Annotated in this window: 18 protein-coding genes; 15 read left to right on the forward strand and 3 right to left on the reverse strand. The window is 59.1% G+C overall.

Translation table 11 applies throughout. The features are described 5' to 3' along the window. The 3 genes from Q0M35_RS11045 to Q0M35_RS11055 all read right to left on the reverse strand — a co-directional run. Nucleotides 1–976, reverse strand: a 976-nt coding sequence (locus Q0M35_RS11045) for a 2-dehydropantoate 2-reductase (RefSeq protein WP_295315139.1), incomplete at its 3' end; no start/stop codon positions are given. A gap of 48 nt (nt 977–1,024) precedes the next feature. Further along, nucleotides 1,025–2,560, reverse strand: a complete 1,536-nt coding sequence (locus Q0M35_RS11050; protein ID WP_295315141.1) for an acyl--CoA ligase — start codon at nt 2,558–2,560, stop codon at nt 1,025–1,027. Nucleotides 2,561–2,647: 87 nt separating this feature from the next. Beyond that, nucleotides 2,648–3,361 carry an FCD domain-containing protein gene (locus tag Q0M35_RS11055; RefSeq protein WP_295315143.1) on the reverse strand — a complete coding sequence of 238 codons (714 nt, stop codon included), beginning with the start codon at nt 3,359–3,361 and terminating at the stop codon, nt 2,648–2,650. A 131-nt stretch (nt 3,362–3,492) separates the two neighbouring features. On the opposite strand from Q0M35_RS11055, the gene Q0M35_RS11060 reads away from it, so the two are divergent. The 15 genes from Q0M35_RS11060 (at nt 3,493) to Q0M35_RS11130 (ending at nt 18,119) form a co-directional block, all read left to right on the forward strand. Then, the gene (locus Q0M35_RS11060) at nt 3,493–4,179 is read left to right on the forward strand and encodes a fumarylacetoacetate hydrolase family protein (RefSeq protein WP_295315145.1); all 687 of its coding nucleotides are present in this window, start codon (nt 3,493–3,495) and stop codon (nt 4,177–4,179) included. 49 nt (nt 4,180–4,228) lie between these two features. After that, nucleotides 4,229–5,260, forward strand: a complete 1,032-nt coding sequence (locus Q0M35_RS11065; protein ID WP_295315147.1) for a 4,5-dihydroxyphthalate decarboxylase — start codon at nt 4,229–4,231, stop codon at nt 5,258–5,260. Beyond that, a complete protein-coding gene (locus tag Q0M35_RS11070; RefSeq protein ID WP_295315149.1) occupies nt 5,257–6,030 on the forward strand; it encodes a sulfite exporter TauE/SafE family protein in 774 nt (257 codons plus the stop codon). Before Q0M35_RS11065 ends, Q0M35_RS11070 begins: the two co-directional genes overlap by 4 nt. 137 nt (nt 6,031–6,167) lie before the next feature. Continuing rightward, nucleotides 6,168–7,115 carry a tripartite tricarboxylate transporter substrate-binding protein gene (locus Q0M35_RS11075; RefSeq protein WP_295315151.1) on the forward strand — a complete coding sequence of 316 codons (948 nt, stop codon included), beginning with the start codon at nt 6,168–6,170 and terminating at the stop codon, nt 7,113–7,115. A gap of 76 nt (nt 7,116–7,191) precedes the next feature. After that, a complete protein-coding gene (locus Q0M35_RS11080) occupies nt 7,192–7,704 on the forward strand; it encodes a tripartite tricarboxylate transporter TctB family protein (protein WP_295315153.1) in 513 nt (170 codons plus the stop codon). Continuing rightward, on the forward strand, nt 7,697–9,211 hold the full coding sequence (locus Q0M35_RS11085) for a tripartite tricarboxylate transporter permease (protein WP_295315155.1): 1,515 nt from the start codon (nt 7,697–7,699) through the stop codon (nt 9,209–9,211). The genes Q0M35_RS11080 and Q0M35_RS11085 overlap by 8 nt, the downstream gene beginning before the upstream one ends. Further along, nucleotides 9,208–10,488 (forward strand): hypothetical protein, encoded by a 1,281-nt coding sequence (locus Q0M35_RS11090; protein WP_295315157.1) that lies wholly within the window; start codon nt 9,208–9,210, stop codon nt 10,486–10,488. The genes Q0M35_RS11085 and Q0M35_RS11090 overlap by 4 nt, the downstream gene beginning before the upstream one ends. Then, nucleotides 10,485–10,970: an OsmC family protein gene (locus Q0M35_RS11095; protein WP_295315160.1), complete on the forward strand. Its 486-nt coding sequence runs from the start codon at nt 10,485–10,487 to the stop codon at nt 10,968–10,970. The genes Q0M35_RS11090 and Q0M35_RS11095 overlap by 4 nt, the downstream gene beginning before the upstream one ends. After that, a complete protein-coding gene (locus tag Q0M35_RS11100) occupies nt 10,967–11,425 on the forward strand; it encodes a (2Fe-2S)-binding protein (RefSeq protein WP_295315163.1) in 459 nt (152 codons plus the stop codon). Before Q0M35_RS11095 ends, Q0M35_RS11100 begins: the two co-directional genes overlap by 4 nt. Further along, nucleotides 11,422–13,539 carry a molybdopterin cofactor-binding domain-containing protein gene (locus Q0M35_RS11105; RefSeq protein WP_295315165.1) on the forward strand — a complete coding sequence of 706 codons (2,118 nt, stop codon included), beginning with the start codon at nt 11,422–11,424 and terminating at the stop codon, nt 13,537–13,539. The genes Q0M35_RS11100 and Q0M35_RS11105 overlap by 4 nt, the downstream gene beginning before the upstream one ends. Nucleotides 13,540–13,988: 449 nt before the next feature. Continuing rightward, complete coding sequence (locus Q0M35_RS11110) at nt 13,989–14,684, forward strand: FCD domain-containing protein (RefSeq protein ID WP_295315167.1); 696 nt, start codon at nt 13,989–13,991, stop codon at nt 14,682–14,684. A gap of 78 nt (nt 14,685–14,762) precedes the next feature. Then, nucleotides 14,763–15,740, forward strand: coding sequence for an ABC transporter substrate-binding protein (locus Q0M35_RS11115; protein ID WP_295315169.1), 978 nt, complete (start codon nt 14,763–14,765; stop codon nt 15,738–15,740). A gap of 72 nt (nt 15,741–15,812) precedes the next feature. Next, nucleotides 15,813–16,574: an ABC transporter permease subunit gene (locus Q0M35_RS11120; RefSeq protein ID WP_295315171.1), complete on the forward strand. Its 762-nt coding sequence runs from the start codon at nt 15,813–15,815 to the stop codon at nt 16,572–16,574. Then, nucleotides 16,561–17,361: an ABC transporter ATP-binding protein gene (locus Q0M35_RS11125; protein WP_295315173.1), complete on the forward strand. Its 801-nt coding sequence runs from the start codon at nt 16,561–16,563 to the stop codon at nt 17,359–17,361. Before Q0M35_RS11120 ends, Q0M35_RS11125 begins: the two co-directional genes overlap by 14 nt. Before the next feature lie 5 nt (nt 17,362–17,366). After that, entirely contained in the window at nt 17,367–18,119 is a 753-nt protein-coding gene (locus tag Q0M35_RS11130; protein ID WP_295315175.1) for an ABC transporter permease subunit, read from the forward strand. The last annotated feature ends 158 nt before the right edge of the window (nt 18,120–18,277 follow it).

Raw genomic sequence — 18,277 nt, forward strand, 5'->3', positions numbered from 1 at the left:
GCCCGTAAAGTCCGGCCGTTTTCGCCCGCAGTTTGGTAAGCGCCAGCACCGTGTCGATTACGGGAGTGTCGGTATCAGTAATCCTGCCGAGCTCCTGAACGGACCCAAGCAACGCGTCGATTTCCATCGGACGACCTGCATCAAGATCCTGCAGCATGGAGGTCCGGTGTGCACCTACCGCAGCGCCGCCATCAATGCGACGGTCCACGTCGATCGGGAACTTCACCCCCAGTTTTTCAGCGATCTGTTGTGCTTCGGTCATCATGTCCCGCGCAACGGCCCGCGTGCCCGGATCAGTGCACAGCACATCCAGCGTCGCATGGGTAAGTGCCGAGATCGGATTGAAAGACAGATTGCCCCAGAGTTTGACCCAGATTTCATCTCGCAGGCGCGGGCGCACCGGTGCCTTGAGGCCCGCAGACGAGAGCGCCTCCGAGAGTGCCTTTGCGCGATCCGAACGGCTGCCATCGGGTTCACCGAGACTGAAACGATTGCCCTCGATATGGCGCACGACACCCGGCTCGGACACCTCTGCGGCGGGATAGACCACACAGCCCAGAACCTGGTCAGGCCCAAAGCCATCCCACTGCGCGTTGCCCGGATCGACCGTCTCAAGCCGCGTACCTTCAAGCGGTCCGCCAAGTTTGTGGAAATACCACCATGGCACACCGTTCACGCCGCTGACGATCGTTGTCTGCGGTCCGATCAGTGGCTGCATCTTTGGCACAACCGGAGGGACGGAATGCGCTTTCAGCGTGACGATCACATAGTCCTGCACGCCCAGATCAGCCGGATCATCGCTTGCGTTCACCTCAACGGTGGTTTTTTCGCCCTCTTCGATCAGGCTGAGCCCGTTGGCTTTCATCGCCGCCAGATGCGGACCGCGCGCAACAAGGCTGACGTCGGCGCCGGCCTGAGCCAGTTTGACACCCATATAACCGCCGATGGCCCCGGCCCCGAAAATACAAATCTTCATCGTCACCCTCTTTGTCTGCCCGGGCACTGCACCCTTTTAACCGGCCGATCAACTCTGTGCCGAGTCGACGAGCCCCAGCTTTTCCGCAAGACCGATGCGCTGCATCTTTCCTGTCGCCCCTTTGGGGATCTCATCCATGATGATGATCCGGCGCGGCACTTTGAAATCGGCTATGCGCTCTGCGGCGAAAGCGCGGATATCTTTTTCGGTCGCGTCCGATCCTTCTGACAGAACGACCGCCGCTGCGACATCCTCGCCAAGCTTGGGATGGGGCAGCGCAAATGTAACGACCTGGACCACGTCCGGGTGGTCGAGCAGCACATCATCCACCTCAAGCGGGCTGATTTTTTCCCCGCCGCGGTTGATGATTTCTTTCAACCGGCCGGTAAGCCGCAGATACCCCTCATCGTCAAAGGCTCCCTGATCCCCGGTCCGGAACCAGCGCGCACCCTCGGCGCTGAAAAAACTTTTCTCGTTAGCGTCCGGGTTGCCCTCATACCCGGGCGTCACATTCGGACCAGAAATTACAATCTCCCCTGTCCCGCCGGTGATCCGGTCTTCGGTCTCATGGGCGATGCGCACCTTCGGGCCGGCCTCAAGGCCGACGGCACCCGGGCGCTGTCTGCCTTTGCCAAGCGGATTGGACGCCATCTGGTGGGCGGCTTCCGTCATGCCATACCCCTCAATAACCGGCGCGCCAAAGGTTTCCTCAAGCTTGCGCATCACACTGGCCGGAAGCGAGGCCGAAGAAGACCGCAAAAACCGCAGCGGTGTTTCGGCGATGGTTTCCGAGTTGCGGCCCGCCCGGCTCAGGATGGCCTGATGCATGGTCGGCACAGCGGTGTACCAGGTCGGTTTTGAATCCTTCATCCAGCCGAAGAATTTGAGCGCGTCAAAGCCCGGCGCACACCAGACTGATCCCCCGGCCGCGAGGCTGGCCGCGACAGCCGCAATCAGCCCGTGGATATGAAATAGCGGCATGACATTCATGCACCGGTCATCCTGCGTCAGCTCCAGCGAGGTTCGGATATGCATGGCCGAAGCAGCAACATTGGTTTGCAGAAGCGGCACAATCTTCGGGCGGGATGTCGTGCCGGAGGTGTGCAGGATCAGCGCGATATCCTCAGCGCCGGGCGCGCTTTCATCCGCGCGGTCCTGGCGGTCGGAGCTGAGTTCGAAAACGCCCGCGGGCGCCCCCTCAGGCACCGAGAGCCGGATCACCGCCATGTCGGCCTTGCGCGCCGCGGCCAGCGCCGGGCCGTCGTATCCCGCCAAAACCACCAGCGCCTTTGCTTTAAGGTCAGACAGATAAAAGTCGTATTCCTCTTCGCGGTACGCCGGGTTGAGCGGAGCTGTCGTTGCGACCTGGGCGATGGTGACAAAGGCCGCTGCCATTTCCGGCCCGTTCGGCAGAACGATGGCAACCCGGTCGCCGCGTCCGATCCCCATGCTGTGCAGGGACGCGGCGACGCTGCTCGCCAGACCGCGCAGACCGCCATAACTCAGCCAGTCCCGGTCCGGCGCACCAAAGGCCGGAAGATCTTCGGCATGTGCCTTAATTAACGTCGCTAACGTCTCGCTCATCGTAAATTCTCCGTGTGAGAAGGGGATCGGATCAGTTATATAGCGCGGGTCGCGCGCACTTCGACAGGCGAAGACATCTGGCAAACTTCAGACGTCTTCAAACAGCCTGGCGGATACTGATTTGATATGGGTGCGCATGGCCTCATAGGCAGCTGCGGGTTCGCGCTGGTCAATGGCCCGGATAATTTCTTCATGCTGCTCAAAACTGCGGTGACCATCGGGGGGCCGGTCAGTGCCGCGTACCACGATATTCAGCGCGATGCTGCGCCGGACGCTGTTAAGCTCATCAAAGAGCGCCACGAGCAGAATATTATCACTGGCCTGCGCCACGGCACGATGAAAGTTATCGTCCTGCACCTCATATTCATCCCAGGAGTCAGCCGCCCGGGCACGTTCCTGAATGAGCTTCATGCGCACAATCGCCTCACCGGAGGCATTGATCGCGGCCTCCCGGGCAATCGCAGGCTCAATGGCAAGCCGTGCCCGCATCATCTTGATCGGCGTCAGCTGGTGGCTGATTTCGTTCAGCGCACGGTCACCGATTTTGCCATCAGCCTCCGCAATGAACGTACCCTTGCCAACGTGACGCCAAAGCACCCCTTCACGCTCAAGCGCATCGAGTGCCTTGCGCAGGGTCGCCCGTGACATGCTGAGGCTTTCGATCAGATCCCGTTCGGACGGCAGCCGGTCACCGGGGGTGTATCCGCCCTGTGTGATGAATGTCCGCAGCGCGGCCAGCGCGGTATCTCTGTCGGTCTGAACAGGCTTTATCAGCACTTTCACCTCTAATTGGTAGATCATTCATATCAGATGCCTTCATTTATAGGGTAGATATGGCTGTGCAGACAAGCGTTTCCATAAAATTAAAAAATTGGTTGAGATTGGTTCGACCTGCGCTATTGTGCTCATGCAACCGAATGTTTGGAGACCCAATGACTGATTTCGTGATCGATACCCCCCCCGTTGTGGCACTTGAAGTTGCCGGCACTGACGCAAAGTTCCCGGTACGGCGCGTCTATTGTATCGGCCGCAATTATGCGGCGCACGCCATTGAAATGGGTCATGACCCGGATCGCGAGGCACCGTTCTTTTTCCAGAAGAATCCGAACAATCTGGATGGCAGCGGCGAATTTCCCTATCCGCCCCACACGTCCGATGTGCATCATGAGGCAGAGCTTTCAGTGATGCTGAAATCCGGCGGCAAAAATATCCCCGTCGAAAACGCGCTTGATCATGTCTATGGATATGCGCTCTCGCTCGATATGACCCGTCGTGATCTGCAGGGTGAGATGAAGAAAGCAGGCCGCCCCTGGGAAATCGGTAAGGCCTTTGAGCGCTCCGCCCCGGTTGGTCCGATCCATACGGTCAAGGCCATCGGCAACCCCGACGAGGGTGCCATTACACTGAAAGTGAACGGCGAGTTGCGTCAGGAAGGCGACCTGAACCAGCTCATCTGGAAGGTGCCGGAGATGATCTCTTACCTCTCGGAATACTTTGAACTTGCCGCAGGCGACGTCATTATGTCCGGCACACCCTCCGGCGTGGGCCCGGTCGTCAAAGGCGATGAAATGGAGATCGCCGTCGAAGGCCTCGGCAGCATGACGGTAAAGGTGGTTTAAACATGCACCGGCCGGTTCGTGTCCCAGCAAAGTGTCGGGTCGGGGGCGTATGACAGCGCCCGCCGCCCGCACGCATCCGGTCGCGCCCGGTGACACGCTGAAGCTGAGCTTTGCGACATGGGACCACGACCGGGTTATGGCGCTGCACGACGGGCGCGCGAGCCTGCCGGGGGTCAGTCTGCAATCCGTGATCGAGCCCACCGCCAGCCTGTTTCCCAAAGCCGTTGGCGACGCGCCCTACGACATCACCGAGATGTCCGTTTCCAGTTACATTCTTCAGATTTCGCGGGGCGAAGGCGAGTATATCGCCCTGCCCGCATTCATCAGCCGCGCCTTCCGGCACTCCGGATTCATGACCCGCGAAGGATCAGGTATCACCTCGCTCGCGGATTTCGCCGGCAAAAAGATCGGCGTGCCGGAATACCAGATGACTGCGGCGCTTTGGATGCGCGGCATTCTGCAGGACGAAGCAGGTGTGCGCGCACAGGATATTCACTGGCACACCGGCGCGCTGGATCAGGGCGTACGCCGTGAACGACTGGAACTGGCTTTACCGGACGATATGAAACTTACGCCCATCAACGATGGCGAGACACTGCAGCAGCTTTTGCTCGACGGCCGGATCGACGGGGTTCTCGCCCCGAAGCCGCCCGCGGCTTTTCTTGATGGTAACCCGCAGATCAGGCGCATCTTTCCGGATTTTCAGCGCGAAGAGCAGGCCTGGCATGCCAGAACCGGCTTTTTCCCCATTATGCACCTTGTCGGCGTGCGCAGATCTCTTTGCGACGAACACCCATGGCTGCCGTCTGTGCTTTATGACGGTCTGGTCGCCGCACGCGATATGGCAATGACGCGTCTGCGCGATGTCTGGCTGGGCAACGCAAACCGCCTGTCTTTGCCCTGGCTCGGCGCCGGACTGGAAAGCACAATCGCTGCGATGGGCACCGATTACTGGCGTTATGGCGTCAGCGCCAACAGGTCTGAGCTTGACGCCGTCTGCCGCTATTCAGATCAGCAGTTTCTGTCCGCCCGGCGCGTCAGTCCGGACGAGATGTTTCACCCCTCGGTGATGAACACATGACCTGGGATATCCTGCACGGCGGGCTGGGGATGCCGGTGGCGTTGACGCTGACGGCAATCAGCTTCGCCAGCTCAATGATCACCGCCGGCCTTGGCATCGGCGGCGGTGCGGTCATGCTGGCAGCGATGGCGACACTGTTGCCGGCCCCTGCAATCATTCCGCTGCACGGTCTGGTTCAGCTTGGCTCCAACACCGGCCGGGCCGCGCTTTTCTTCCGGGATCTGCATACCGGTGTGGTACTCCCCTTTTTGCTCGGCTCCCTGATCGGCATCGCCATCGGCGGCGCCTTCGTCGTGCAGCTTGATCCCGGCGTCATCCAGATCGGTCTGGGACTTTTCATTTTGTGGACAATCGTTTCCCGCCCACCCGCCTTCATGCGTCATTCGCCGGCAGTGACGGGGGGCTTTTCCAGCTTTCTGACGATGTTTTTCGGCGGCACCGGCCCCTTCGTGGCGGCCTATGTGAAAACGCTTGAGCTTGGCCGTGTACAGCACGTAGCTACCCATGCCACACTGATGACAATACAGCATCTGCTCAAGACAATTGCTTTCGGGCTGCTCGGTTTTGCCTTTTCACAGTGGTTTGGTCTGATCGTGCTTCTGATCGCTTTTGGTTTTCTGGGGACGGTCGCCGGGCGCCACATCCTTCTGAGAATTGATGAGGCACGGTTCAAAATCGCCCTGAATACTATTCTGACGTTGCTGGCTCTGCGTCTGATCTATGCGGGAGGCATGGATCTGTGGCGCGGCAAGGAGCTGGCCGGAGGGTAACCTGACAAAGCCCCTGACCGCCGGACCTGCGCACGACCGACGGCAGCATCACAAATAAAGCGCACGCAAAAGTGGAGGAAAGAATGACTAAAGGACAACCAATCAATCGCAGAAATTTTCTGAGAACCGGAACAGCCGTGAGCGGCATCGCCCTTGCGGCACCGACGCTTCTGAGGGCCAGCAGCTACCCCGATCGCAACATCAACGTCGTCATCCCGACGCGTGAAGGGGGCGGGGCTGACCGGAATTTCCGGGCGTTCACCAGCATCTGGAAAGAAAAGCTGGGCACCGATTTTGAGCCAGGCTTTTTCCCCGGTGCCTCGGGCAGGGTCGGCTATGAGATCTACATGGGCAAAAATGAGCCCGATGCCTACAATCTGATCTTTGGCAACATGGGTCCCGAGGTCCTGAACTGGGCCATGCAGGAGCCAAGCTTTGACATCGACGACTATCTTTACTTCGGGCGGGTCGATACCGATCCGGGCGCGCTTTTTGTAGGTGCGGAAAGCCCGCTGCAGACGCTCGATGATGTCATCGCCGAAGGTAAGAAACGTCGCCTGAATGTCGGGACAAGCCGGATGGCGCATCCTGCCTCGATCGGGCTGCTGTCGCTTGGCGAGGCAACAGGCGCGGATTTCAATCTGATCCCGCTCTCGGGCGGCAAGAACACCGTTGCGGGTGCTGTCACCGGCGAAGTTGACTTCTCGGTACTGACCTCCGGGTCGGTCATCGCCGCCGGCGATTCCGTGAAAACGCTGCTGGTTTTTGGTGAAAACCGTGTCGGTGAAGCGCTGGATAACGCACCGGACATCAATGACGCCTTTGATCTTGATCTGCCGGAAATGCTTTCCTCACGGGCCTTCGGGATCCACCAAAAAGCGGTCGATGACTATCCTGATCGGTTTGAGGTGCTCACCCGGACTTTCAAGGAAACCTTTGAGGATGAGCGTCTGCTCACCGCCTATGTCGAAGGGCGCGGCACGCCGGAATACCTCAACTACGGCGGCATCGAGGAGTGTGCGGAATTCAAAGCAGCGATGCTTGAGCTTGGCGCGCGCTTCAAACCGCTGCTGACCGGCGCATAAACCCGGCACTGCCGGCGCGGGCCCGCCCCGCGCCGGTCCTTTCCTGCGATATCTGATCCCAGAAGGAGGGCGTGGAATGCGACCTGACTATGATAAATCACCCCGTCCGATCGGTGGCGAGCTGGTTATTCCGATCGTGGCTGTTGCCTTCACGCTCTATTTCTTCTCCTCGATCTGGAACTCCCCCTGGACCGCCCAGGTCAGCGGATTTCTCGTCGGCGGCATCCTGTTGCTGGTCTGCGGGATATTTTTTGTCCGCTGCATCTCACAGCTGATGTCCGGCCGGGCATCTCTGGGCTTTGGAACGCTCTTTTCCATACAGGACATCACTTCAGGGCGCGTCGGCCTGCTGATCACCACCGTGGGCTACTGTCTGCTGATCGACCGGCTGGGCTTTACCCTGACCACGTTCCTTTTTCTCTCACTCAGCATGCTGATCCTGAGCCACGGCAAACGCCCCGGGCTGATTATCGCCATTTCCGCTGCAATGTCTCTGGGCGGCTGGGCCGTATTCATCTGGGCGTTTGAGACCAGGTTCCCGAGCGGATGGTTTGAGACCACAATGAAGGCAGTGCTGGCAAATGGGTGAAACAGGAACCATTCTCGTCGAGGTATTCTTTCAGACCATCAGCTACTGGTGGGTGATCATTCCCACCATATTCCTCGGCCTGATCGTCGGCGGTGTCCCTGGCTTCAGCGCTGCGAACACCATCATCATCCTCATGCCTCTGACGCTGGCGATGGATCTGGAGACTGGCCTGATCTTCATGGTGTCACTCTATTGTGCCGCCCGCATGGGGGCCGGCATTCCGGCCATTCTGGTGAATATCCCCGGCACGGCGGGTGCCGCCGCCACACCGCTTGACGGCTATCCGATGACCAAACAGGGCCGTGGCCAGCAGGCGCTGGCAATGACCTTCGTGGCCTCATCGCTGGGAGGTCTTCTGACCACTGTGATCGCCCTTGCCACCATGCCGGTCCTCGCCCGTGTCGGATTTTACATGCATTCCGTCGAGATGATCGTGGTCATGCTCTTTGGCATCTCGCTGATCGCGTCGATTGCGGCACAGGATATGGTCAAGGGCCTGATCGCGGGCTTTCTGGGGCTGATGATCGGCTCTATCGGCACTGATGTCGTCTATGCCACACCGCGCGCGACCTTCGGGTTTCTGGAGCTTTATGACGGCATCCCGCTAATACCGGCACTGGTCGGTCTCTTCGCCGTGTCCGAGGCCTTCGTGATCATCGAAAAGCGGCTGATCATTACTGATGATGCTCGCAAAGCCATGGCAACCCCAAGCTGGCACGCCACGTTTGAGGGGGCCTCGATCGCGCTGAAACGCTGGTGGCACATCGCCTGGACCAGTGTGATCGGTCTGATCATCGGGGTGATCCCGGGTGCTGGCGCCTCAATTGCGAGCTTTGTCGCCTATCAGCAGTCACGCTCATTTTCCAAAACGCCCGAAGCTTACGGAACCGGCCACCCCGAGGGTCTGATTGCACCGGAAAGCGCCAACAACGGCGTGACCTCGGGTACACTCGTGCCGCTTCTGGTGCTGGGCATTCCGGGCGGCGCCACGGCGGCCATCATGCTCGTTGTGATGCAGTTTCATGGCGTAAGCTTCGGCCCCTCGCTTTTCGAGAACAACCCGAAGGTCGGCTACGGCATGTTTATGGCGATGGCAGTGAGCTATCTCTTTATGATGTTCACGATCCTGCCGCTCAGCCGCTACATGAGCCGGGTGACCACGGTGCCGACGATTTACCTCGCACCGATGATCATTTCCTTCACTCTGGTCGGCGCTTTCGTGCCGCGCGAATATATGTTCGATATGTATCTCGCCCTCGCCTTCGGTGTTCTGGGCTATGTCGCGCGCCGCACCGGCTATCACGTGGCGGCCATTCTGATCGGCGTCATCCTTGGGCCGTTGCTGGAACGTTATTTCCTGTGGTCGCTCAAGAAGTCCGACGGGGACATCATGGTGCTTTTCTCATCCACGCTGGGCAATGTGCTCTGGGTCTGCCTCGCCCTGTCGATCGTGCTGCCCATCTGGTTTGAAACGCGACGTAAAAGACGGGAGATCGTGATCCAATGAAACAGGAAATCGAATACGAACTGGCCCGCAACATAAGCAGGCTCGGCCATCTGGATATTGCCGGTGGCGGTCAGGTCGTGGTGCAGGGCAACTATGCCTATGTCGGACATATGAAACCACCGATGGGCACCTCGATCATCGATGTGTCGGATCCGGCAAGCCCGCGTGTCACGGCGCACGTGCCGCCTCCCGATGAATACTCCCATACCCACAAGGTCAGGGTTGTGGGCGATATCATGATCACCAACGTCGAACAGGACCGGCGCCATTTCCTGCGCAAGGGCGAGAAAATCGCCGGCCTGCGCGACCAGCTCGGCTCCCGCGCCACAGACGCTGAGATCGCGGAAGCGCTTGGCGTCAAAGAGAGCGATATCCCCGATCTCGAAGCGGCGCTGGCGCGGGGATATGACGGTGGCGGCTTCCGGGTCTGGGACATCAGCGACAAGACCGCACCCAAAGAACTCGCCTATGTCCGCACCCACGGCTTTGGCGTGCACCGCTTTGATATGGATGAAAAATACGCCTATATCTCGACCGAGATGGAAGGCTACGTCGGCAATATCCTCGTGGTTTATGACCTCGCTGATCCATCAAGCCCCACCGAAGTAAACCGCTGGCATATGCCCGGGCAGCACCTGGCAGGCGGTGAGACGCCAGCCTGGGAAGGCTACGGCGTCCGGCTGCACCACGCGATGCGCTGCGGCGATGAGCTTTGGGCTGCAGTCTGGCACGCCGGTTACCGGGTACTCGATGCCAGCGATCTGGGCTCCGGCACCATGCCGGTGGTCAAAGGCAGCTATGTCTATCCGGAAGCAATCCCCGAGCCCACACATACGGTCATGCCGCTCGAAAACCTTATTGACGGGCGCCGCTATGCCATCGCCATTGATGAAGAGCATGATCACAAACCCGGTCAGTTGCACGGGTTCATCTGGATCATGGACGTCACAGATCTTGAAAATATGGAGCCCGTCGCGGCCTGGGATCTGACCGAACGCGCCTGTCCCTACATTGGCCAGCCCGGTGCACGTTTCGGCGGCCACCAGTTCCGCGAGAAACTCGACAGTACGCTGGTCTACGCCACCTGGTTTGCCGGCGGGCTGCGGGTACTTGATGTGGCGGACCCGAAACTGCCCGTGGAGGTGGCCTGGTACACGCCCCCCGTCGGCAGCGACGGCACACCACCGCAGTCAAATGATGTCGATGTGGGCGAAAACGGCCTGATCTACCTGCTCGACCGTAACAATGGCCTCGAAATACTGGAGATGACACTATGAACACGCAGGACCCCGATCTTCTCGCCCCAAGCGTTGATCCCAACAAGAAAGCTATCGGCATCCGCAAGGTCAGCGCCCGCAACGAGGCACGCCCGCGCACGGTGGTCATGGTGCGCGATCATGTACTGATCACCGACGAGAAAGAGACCGACACGGGGCCCACCCCGCTTGAGATGGCGCTGAGCTCTCTGATGGGTTGCGAAGGTGTGATCATTAACCGCTGCGCCGAGGCGATGTCGTTCGATTATACGGCCGTCGATATGGATGGTGAGGGCGAAGTGGATCAGCGCGGCTCGCGCGGGGTGCAGGGCGTCAGGCCCTATTTCAACTGGGTCAAGCTCAATATCCGCGTACATACCGACGAAACCCGGGACCGTTTCGACCGTCTGATCAAAAACGTTGAATACCGCTGTCCGGTGATGAATCTTTTCCGCTCGGCTGACGTGGAGGTCATCGTCAACTGGGAGCGTGTGACCTCGTGAGCCTGCGTCTGTGCATCAATGGCGAAACGCATGATGTGGCGGACGATCCCGACACGCCCCTGATCTACGTTCTGCGCGATACGCTGAAACTCAAGGGTACGAAGCTTGGCTGCGGTCTCGAGCAATGCGGAGCCTGTGCCGTGCTGGTCGATGGCGAGGTGCGGCTGAGCTGTGTGTCGCCCGCAGGCACTTTTGAGGGTCAGAAAATCACCACCATCGAAGGGGTGGGGGCAACGCGGGCCGGCAAACGTGTGCAGGAGTCTTTTGTCGCCGAAAGCGCGGCCCAGTGCGGGTATTGCACGGCGGGGCTGGTGGTCGCTGTCACCGCGCTGCTTGAACAAACGCCCTCCCCCGACCCCGAAAAGACCCGCACTGCACTTGCCCCGCATCTGTGCCGCTGCGGATCGCACCCGCGCATTCTGAAAGCCGTTGAGACGGCCGCCGGTCGGTCATGAGCCTCAGGGCCTCTCCGTTTGTACGCCAGTGGCTGCAAAGCGACGGCAAGGCCGTTACGCTGCACACCGGCAAGGTCGACATCGGCCAGCGGATTTCCACAGCACTCGCCCAGGTCGTCACCGAAGAACTGACAATCGCGCCTGAGGAGATCCGCGTGGCTCCTGTGACCACTGCCGGCTCACCTGATGAAGGCATCACCTCCGGCAGCAATTCGGTCGAGCATTCCGGACACGCCTTGCGTCTTGCAGCGGCAACACTGCGCCACTGGCTGCACGCCCGGCTGACCGATGCCGAAGGCTGCGGCCCCTGGATACTGGAGAACGGCGCGTTCCGGCGCGAAGGCGCGAACATCTCGCACAGTATCGCCGGTCTGATGGTCTCCGAAGACTGGAGCAACCTTGAAGTGGACACCGGGGCCACTCCGATGGCGCCGGCAGACACGCTTCCGGCCCCACAAATGCGCGGGCTGAAAGATATGGTCCGGGGCAGTTTCACTTTTGTGCACGATATCGACGTGCCGGATATGGTGCACGCCCGCGTGGTGCGCCCCCCACATGCCCGCGCGACACTCGCATCTGTTGACACCGGGACCCTGTCGCGCCTGACAGACGAGGGGCTGCAGGTGATACAGAGTGGTAATTTCATTGCTGTCGCCGGCAAAGGCGAATGGGCCATCGTGCGCGCGGCCGCCCGATTGGGCGTCGCCTGTCAGTGGGCCCGGAACGGCGGCCTGTCCGAAGAGGATGTCTTCGGGGCGCTGACCCGTGACAATGCCATCCGGCGCCTGCCCGTGGTCGACGGCCTGCCCCTCGAAGATGAACCCGTTCCGGCACAGCCCGCAAACCCCGCCTACTCGCAGCGTTTTGAGCGGCCCTATTTTCTGCACGGCGCGCTGGCACCTTCAGCTGCCTTTGCTGTTTTCCGTAGTGACGTGCTTGAGATTACCTGCCACAGCCAGGGCATTTATCCCCTGCGCGACAGCATCGCCGACAGCCTGGGGCTTGCGCCGGAAAAAGTGGTTATCACCCATATGCAAGGGTCCGGATGTTACGGGCACAACGGCGCGGATGATGCAGCATTTGAAGCCGCACTCGTCGCTCTTGAACTGGCGGGAACGCCCGTTCTGCTGAAATGGAGCCGGGAAGACGAGCACGCCTGGGAACCCTTTGCCCCGGCTATGGCAACCGAACTGGCCGCTGAAACAGGTCCCGACGGCCAGGTCGCATTCTTTTCCGCCGAGGTTTTCAGTGACACCCACCGCGGACGACCGCGGGCCGGTCCGGACCGTGCAGGTCCCGCCCGTCTGCTCGCCAACCAGTGGCGTGACTGTGATGTACCCGCGCCGACGGCTGCCCCGAATATGAACCGCCACGGTGGCATGCACCGCAATCTCGACCCGGTTTATACCTTCCCCGAAAAGCGGTTGGTAAAAAACCTCGTTGGCGGGTTGCCACACCGCACATCGGCTTTCCGCTGCCTGGGTGCCACGACCAATATCTTCGCGCTGGAGAGCATGATGGATACCCTCGCAAAACAGGCTTCTGAAGACCCGGTCCGCTACCGGCTGAACCAGATGCAGGATCCGCGCGGGCGAGCGGTGCTTGAGCGGCTCAGCGAACAGATCGCTCTTCGCGCGACACCGCCGGACACCGGCGGGCGCGGCATAGCCTATGCGCAATATAAAAATGCGATGACCCGCGTGGGGATGTGCGTCGATATCGACATGGCAGATACCGGCGAGGTGCTGCTGAAAGACGTTCTGATCGTGGCAGACGCCGGTCGTGTGCTGGATCGTCACGGGCTGATCGCACAGCTTGAGGGCGGCTTTATTCAGGGTGCCTCCATCGCGCTCAGCGAAGAGGTGATATGGGACCGCGACGGAATTCTCTCGCGCGACTGGGAGAGTTATCCGGTACTGCGCTTTGACCGTGTTCCGCAGATCACGGTGGATCTGATCGAAGCGCAGCATGAGCCTTCTGCCGGTGCAGGCGAAGCCACGCCAGGACCGGCAATCGCGGCGATCGCGAACGCGCTTTATGACGCCACCGGGATGCGAATGACCCGTCTGCCGCTGACGGCCGATGCGATCCTGCGCCACGCCGCAGCACTTTAGCGCAAGGTTTCTGTAAGCTGCCAGACAAACGGGTCGCCCTGAACGCTTACCGGACAAAGCCTTTGAGGGTCATCCGCTCGCCTTCGCGATTGATTATCCGGACCGATTCTCAGCGGCTCGTGCGGAATGGGTCATGCCGCATCTTAAATTGGTCGACCAAAAATTCAGGATTCTCGATCGTTGAAACCTGAATGCCAGCGCAGTCTGATTTTGACTTTTCCGGACTCGATCGCAAAACCTAACTCCAATGTACTGAATTTGTTTAAAATATTTTTTTTCAGAACACCGCATGACATCCGTTATTGCTCCATAGTGAGAAAACAGCCGGTGCTCTACGGCATATGGGACATCGCGAACACCGCACCGGCCTTGCTTTATCTGCCAGATTGGTCCCTTATTGATCTGGATCGGGCACCTTTGGTTGACCAATCTGACGCGGAGGGGCGGAAATGCTGCGAAAAGAAGAGCCGAACGACCGGGATGGCGCCCTCTCAGGGCTTCGCGGCTTTATCGCTGAGAGCGGTTTTGAGGCAGGACAGAAGCTGCCTTCGGAACGCAACCTGACTGATAGGCTCGGCATCAGCCGTGGCAGCCTGCGCAAAGCTCTTGATGAGCTTGAGCGTGAAGGCACGATATGGCGCCATGTGGGCAAAGGCACATTTGTTTCGGGCCCCGCGGACGCAGAAGCACCCGATACCCCGCCGGCGGCAAAGATCGGCAGACATCTTACTCCGTTTCGTATGATGCGCGCGCGCCTCGCCATTGAGCCTGCGATTGCACGCGAAGCCGCGATGAACACGTCCTCCGAGGCGCTCGCCCGCATGGAGCACGCGCTGGAACACTCGCGCAAAGCGCAGAGCTGGCAGGCCTATGAGCAATATGACGATCTCTTTCACCGGGCGATTGCTGAAGGCAGCGACAACCTTTTGCTGCTGAGCATCTTTGAACAGCTCAACCAGGTCCGCCGCGAGATTGTATGGGGGACAGTGACCCGGCACACGCCCCGGCCCTCAGAAGATCACTTTAGTTTTGAACACCATGACCGGATCGCAGCAGCGATATCCGGCCGTGACCCCGTCGCAGCTTATGAGGCGATGCGCACACATCTGCGCGCCGTTTCAGCATGGCTCTTCCGTGACGTCTAGGCACAGTCAGGAGAGCGGACGCAACAGACAACGCAGGCAAATAAAAACCATAAGAGTTGTATTCTCAGGGAGGAAAAAATGAGAACACTGATGAAAAAAATCGCGGGACTTGCTGTGGCAGTTCCCCTCGCCGCATCGCTGCTGGCCGGCACGGCGTCAGCCGAAAAACTGAAGATCGCTCTCGCAGAGACACCGTCTGACGAGCTTGCCGCGTTCTTTGTGGCGCTTGACCGCGCGAAGGCGAACGGTCTCGATTACGAATGGACGGCCTTCTCCGACGAAGAACTGGCAATTCAGGCGGTGCTCAGCGGTCAGATGAATATCGGTTTTGGCACGCCTTACTCTGCCATGCAGCGATCCAAAGCACCGATCCGCATTATCTTTCAGCTCTCCAAGCTGAAGTTTTTCCCGGTCACATCCAAAGCCTACAGTGACCTGAAAGACCTCGACGGTCAGCCGATCCTGCTGCACTCGCGCGGCGGCGGCACGGATTCCATCGCCAACGTCATCGAGGAAAAGGTCGGCATCAAATTCGGGGAAAGGTCTTATGTACCCGGCTCGGCCAACCGTGTGGTGGCCCTGATTTCTGGTCAGACGGACGCGACGATCATTGATCTGTCTAACAAGAACAAGATCATGAAACAGGCCGGCGATGACTTTAATGTTCTGCCGATGTTCGAGGTCGACGCGAGCGATGAAGCGCTCTTTGCCAATCTTGACTGGATCAAAGAGAACGAAGAACAGGTCGGCATATTCGTCGATGCCCTTGTCAGCGTCTGGCAGGATATGGCCGAAGACCCTTCGATTATCGCCCGCGAGACCAATCCTGACGGCCCGATCGGGCAGTTGCCGGCGGAACTGCTGGCTGGTCTGGATGAGTTTTATTCCGCAGCCGTCGAAGGGGGCCTTTATGATCCCAACGGTGGTGGTCGCAAAGCGGCACAGGCGGACATGGAGTGGTATTCGGCGGCCGGGCAGCTTGAAGGCGATCCGTCCGAGCTCAACATCGAGGACTTCTGGTACCTTGCCCCGCTCGATGCGGCCATGAGCAACTGAACCCGGAACCGGGTCGCGCCACGCTCTGCGCGCGGCCCGGATACTACCACCTGAAATAAACGGAAGTCTGACATGCAGAACCGTTCCTTCTATCTGAAAATCCTGTCCGCCGTGATCGTATTCGGTGCCTGGGAAATCGCCGGCCGCATTCCTGTGAGCTATGCCTTTCCGACCTTTATCGAATCCATGTCCGCGCTGTTTGCGATGATATTCGACGGGTCGATTTTCGTGGCCTACGCGGAAACACTGAAACCACTCGCCATCGGCATCGCAATATCGGCAACCTCTGGCATTGTGATCGGTCTCTGGGTCGGGCTGAGCCAGCGATTTGAGTGGCTCTTTTCGCCGATTTTCATCGTGATGCAGGCAGCACCACTGGCTGCCCTGATCCCGATCCTTGTGATGGCCTACGGCATCGGCCTGACGTCCAAAGTCTTTGTGGTCTGCATCATGGCCATGCCTGTGATTGTCCTGAATACCGCCGGCGCCGTGCGGAATACGCCCTCCAATATCAAGGATATGGGCAGATCATTTCTGGCCTCCGACCGGGACATCATCCTCAAGATCATCATTCCGGCCGCCTCGCCGGTTATCTTTTCCGGCCTGCGACTGGGGATTTCCGCAGGTTTCATCGGCGCCATCCTGTCGGAGTTGAAAATCACCCCCACCGGCGTTGGCGATATCATCACCTACAGCCGGTCCATCGCGGATTATCCCAGCATGTATGCCGCGATCTTCTCCATCATTCTGCTCGCGGTTCTTTTTCTGAACCTGCTGGAAAGAATAGAAAACACACTCTTTGAAGGGAACAACCGTGGTTATGTCTCAGACTAATAATGCCTTTGATAAGGCTGAGCCCATCGAACACGAATCCGCGGTTTCCGTCCGGAACGTCAGCAAAAACTACGGCGAAGTCGAAGCGCTGAAGGATCTGTCGCTTGAGTTTCCGCGCGGGCAGCTGACGTCGCTGCTCGGGCCTTCGGGTTGCGGCAAGACCACGCTGCTTAAGATCATCGCGGGCCTGCTGGAACCCACGTCAGGTGAGATCATCATCGAAGGTAAAAAAGTAACCGGCCCCGGGCCTGACCGTTCCTTTGTCTTTCAGGATTTTGCCCTGCTGCCGTGGGCCAGTGTTCTGCGCAATGTGTCCTTCGGGCTTGAACTGCGCGGTGTGGCGAAATCAGAGCGCGAAGCTGTCGCGGAACGCTATATCAAAAGCGTCGGTCTGGGTGGTTTTGAGCATGCCTATCCGCATGAGCTTTCGGGCGGAATGCGCCAGCGTGTGGGCCTTGCGCGAGCCCTGTCGGTAGACGCTCAGGTTCTGCTGCTGGACGAGCCTTTCTCGGCAGTAGATGAGCAGAACAGGCGCAAATTTCAGGAGGATATGCTGGAACTGGTGCGCACAGAGAACAAGACCTTTATCTTTGTGACACACTCGATTGAAGAGGCCGTTTATGTCTCTGACCAGATCGCAATTCTGCTGCCGCGCCCCAGCCGCGTCTCGGAGATCATCCGGCCCACCAGCTTCCGGGGGACCGGTGTGGATAACATCCGTCGCTCGCCTGAGTATCTCGACATCGTGGACCAGATCTGGGCCTCGCTGCGGAATTATGTGGAGTAACACCGATGACCGTTTACGGATACAAACTGCCCGTCATGTCGTCACTTCTGCTCTGGGGTCTGCTGTGGGAAATCGTAGGCCAGACCGGCTGGACATTCTTTATCCCGCCGCTCTCTGAGGTACTTGTCACGCTTTTCAATGTGATCGGGACAGCAGCGTTTCAGAAGGCGATGTATGAAACCGCCTATGCCTTTATAGCAGGGGTGTTTTTTGCCATTGTGATCGGCGTGCCGGTGGGCATTCTGATCGGCAAAAGCCGTCTTCTCGATGAGCTTATTCTGCCCTGGGTCAATATTTTCCTTAGTGCACCGCTAACCGCTCTTGTGCCGGTTCTTATGGTGCTTTTCGGCTTTGGAATGAAATCTATCATCATCACCACAACGCTTTTCGCCATCTGGATCATCATCCTTAATTCCCGCGCAGGCGTGAAGCAGATCAACCGGTCTCTCGTTGATATGGCGCGTTGTTTCGGGGCGAGCCCGCTGGATGCCTTTTTCAAGGTCTATCTCTGGGCCGCCATGCCCGAAATCCTCGGTGGCATCCGCATCGGTGTGATCCGGGCGGTCAAAGGTGTGATCATCGGACAACTGCTGATTTCCATTGTGGGCTTCGGTGCGCTCTTCGAACTCTATTCGAACAACTTCATGATGTCGCATTTCTGGGCAGTTCTGATCGTGCTCTTTGCGCTGGCCTTTTCGCTGTCGGAGTTCCTCGCCTATCTGGAGCGGCGCGTCTCCTACTACGCGGCATCGCGTTAGCACCCTGATCAGTGGTGTGCGTTTCCCCGTCCGGGCTACCAGACGGGCGCTGCATCCTGCTTCCCCCTTTTTCGGAGAATAAAATGCGGTTTCTGGTAGGTACCATCGGAAAGGAGCAGGCCGTCTTTGCGGTCAAAGGCACAAGCGCGTGGAACCTG

It is taken from the genome of Roseobacter sp. (assembly GCF_024639605.1).
Classification (GTDB): domain Bacteria; phylum Pseudomonadota; class Alphaproteobacteria; order Rhodobacterales; family Rhodobacteraceae; genus Roseobacter.

Coding starts and splice junctions, on each gene's coding strand:
- Q0M35_RS11105 (WP_295315165.1), top strand. CDS start 11,422: ATGAGCCTCAGGGCCTCTCCGTTTGTACGCCAGTGGCTGCAAAGCGAC.
- Q0M35_RS11065 (WP_295315147.1), top strand. CDS start 4,229: ATGACAGCGCCCGCCGCCCGCACGCATCCGGTCGCGCCCGGTGACACG.
- Q0M35_RS11090 (WP_295315157.1), top strand. CDS start 9,208: ATGAAACAGGAAATCGAATACGAACTGGCCCGCAACATAAGCAGGCTC.
- Q0M35_RS11110 (WP_295315167.1), top strand. CDS start 13,989: ATGCTGCGAAAAGAAGAGCCGAACGACCGGGATGGCGCCCTCTCAGGG.
- Q0M35_RS11060 (WP_295315145.1), top strand. CDS start 3,493: ATGACTGATTTCGTGATCGATACCCCCCCCGTTGTGGCACTTGAAGTT.
- Q0M35_RS11085 (WP_295315155.1), top strand. CDS start 7,697: ATGGGTGAAACAGGAACCATTCTCGTCGAGGTATTCTTTCAGACCATC.
- Q0M35_RS11120 (WP_295315171.1), top strand. CDS start 15,813: ATGCAGAACCGTTCCTTCTATCTGAAAATCCTGTCCGCCGTGATCGTA.
- Q0M35_RS11080 (WP_295315153.1), top strand. CDS start 7,192: ATGCGACCTGACTATGATAAATCACCCCGTCCGATCGGTGGCGAGCTG.
- Q0M35_RS11050 (WP_295315141.1), bottom strand. CDS start 2,560: ATGAGCGAGACGTTAGCGACGTTAATTAAGGCACATGCCGAAGATCTT.
- Q0M35_RS11070 (WP_295315149.1), top strand. CDS start 5,257: ATGACCTGGGATATCCTGCACGGCGGGCTGGGGATGCCGGTGGCGTTG.
- Q0M35_RS11130 (WP_295315175.1), top strand. CDS start 17,367: ATGACCGTTTACGGATACAAACTGCCCGTCATGTCGTCACTTCTGCTC.
- Q0M35_RS11095 (WP_295315160.1), top strand. CDS start 10,485: ATGAACACGCAGGACCCCGATCTTCTCGCCCCAAGCGTTGATCCCAAC.
- Q0M35_RS11125 (WP_295315173.1), top strand. CDS start 16,561: ATGTCTCAGACTAATAATGCCTTTGATAAGGCTGAGCCCATCGAACAC.
- Q0M35_RS11115 (WP_295315169.1), top strand. CDS start 14,763: ATGAGAACACTGATGAAAAAAATCGCGGGACTTGCTGTGGCAGTTCCC.
- Q0M35_RS11055 (WP_295315143.1), bottom strand. CDS start 3,361: ATGATCTACCAATTAGAGGTGAAAGTGCTGATAAAGCCTGTTCAGACC.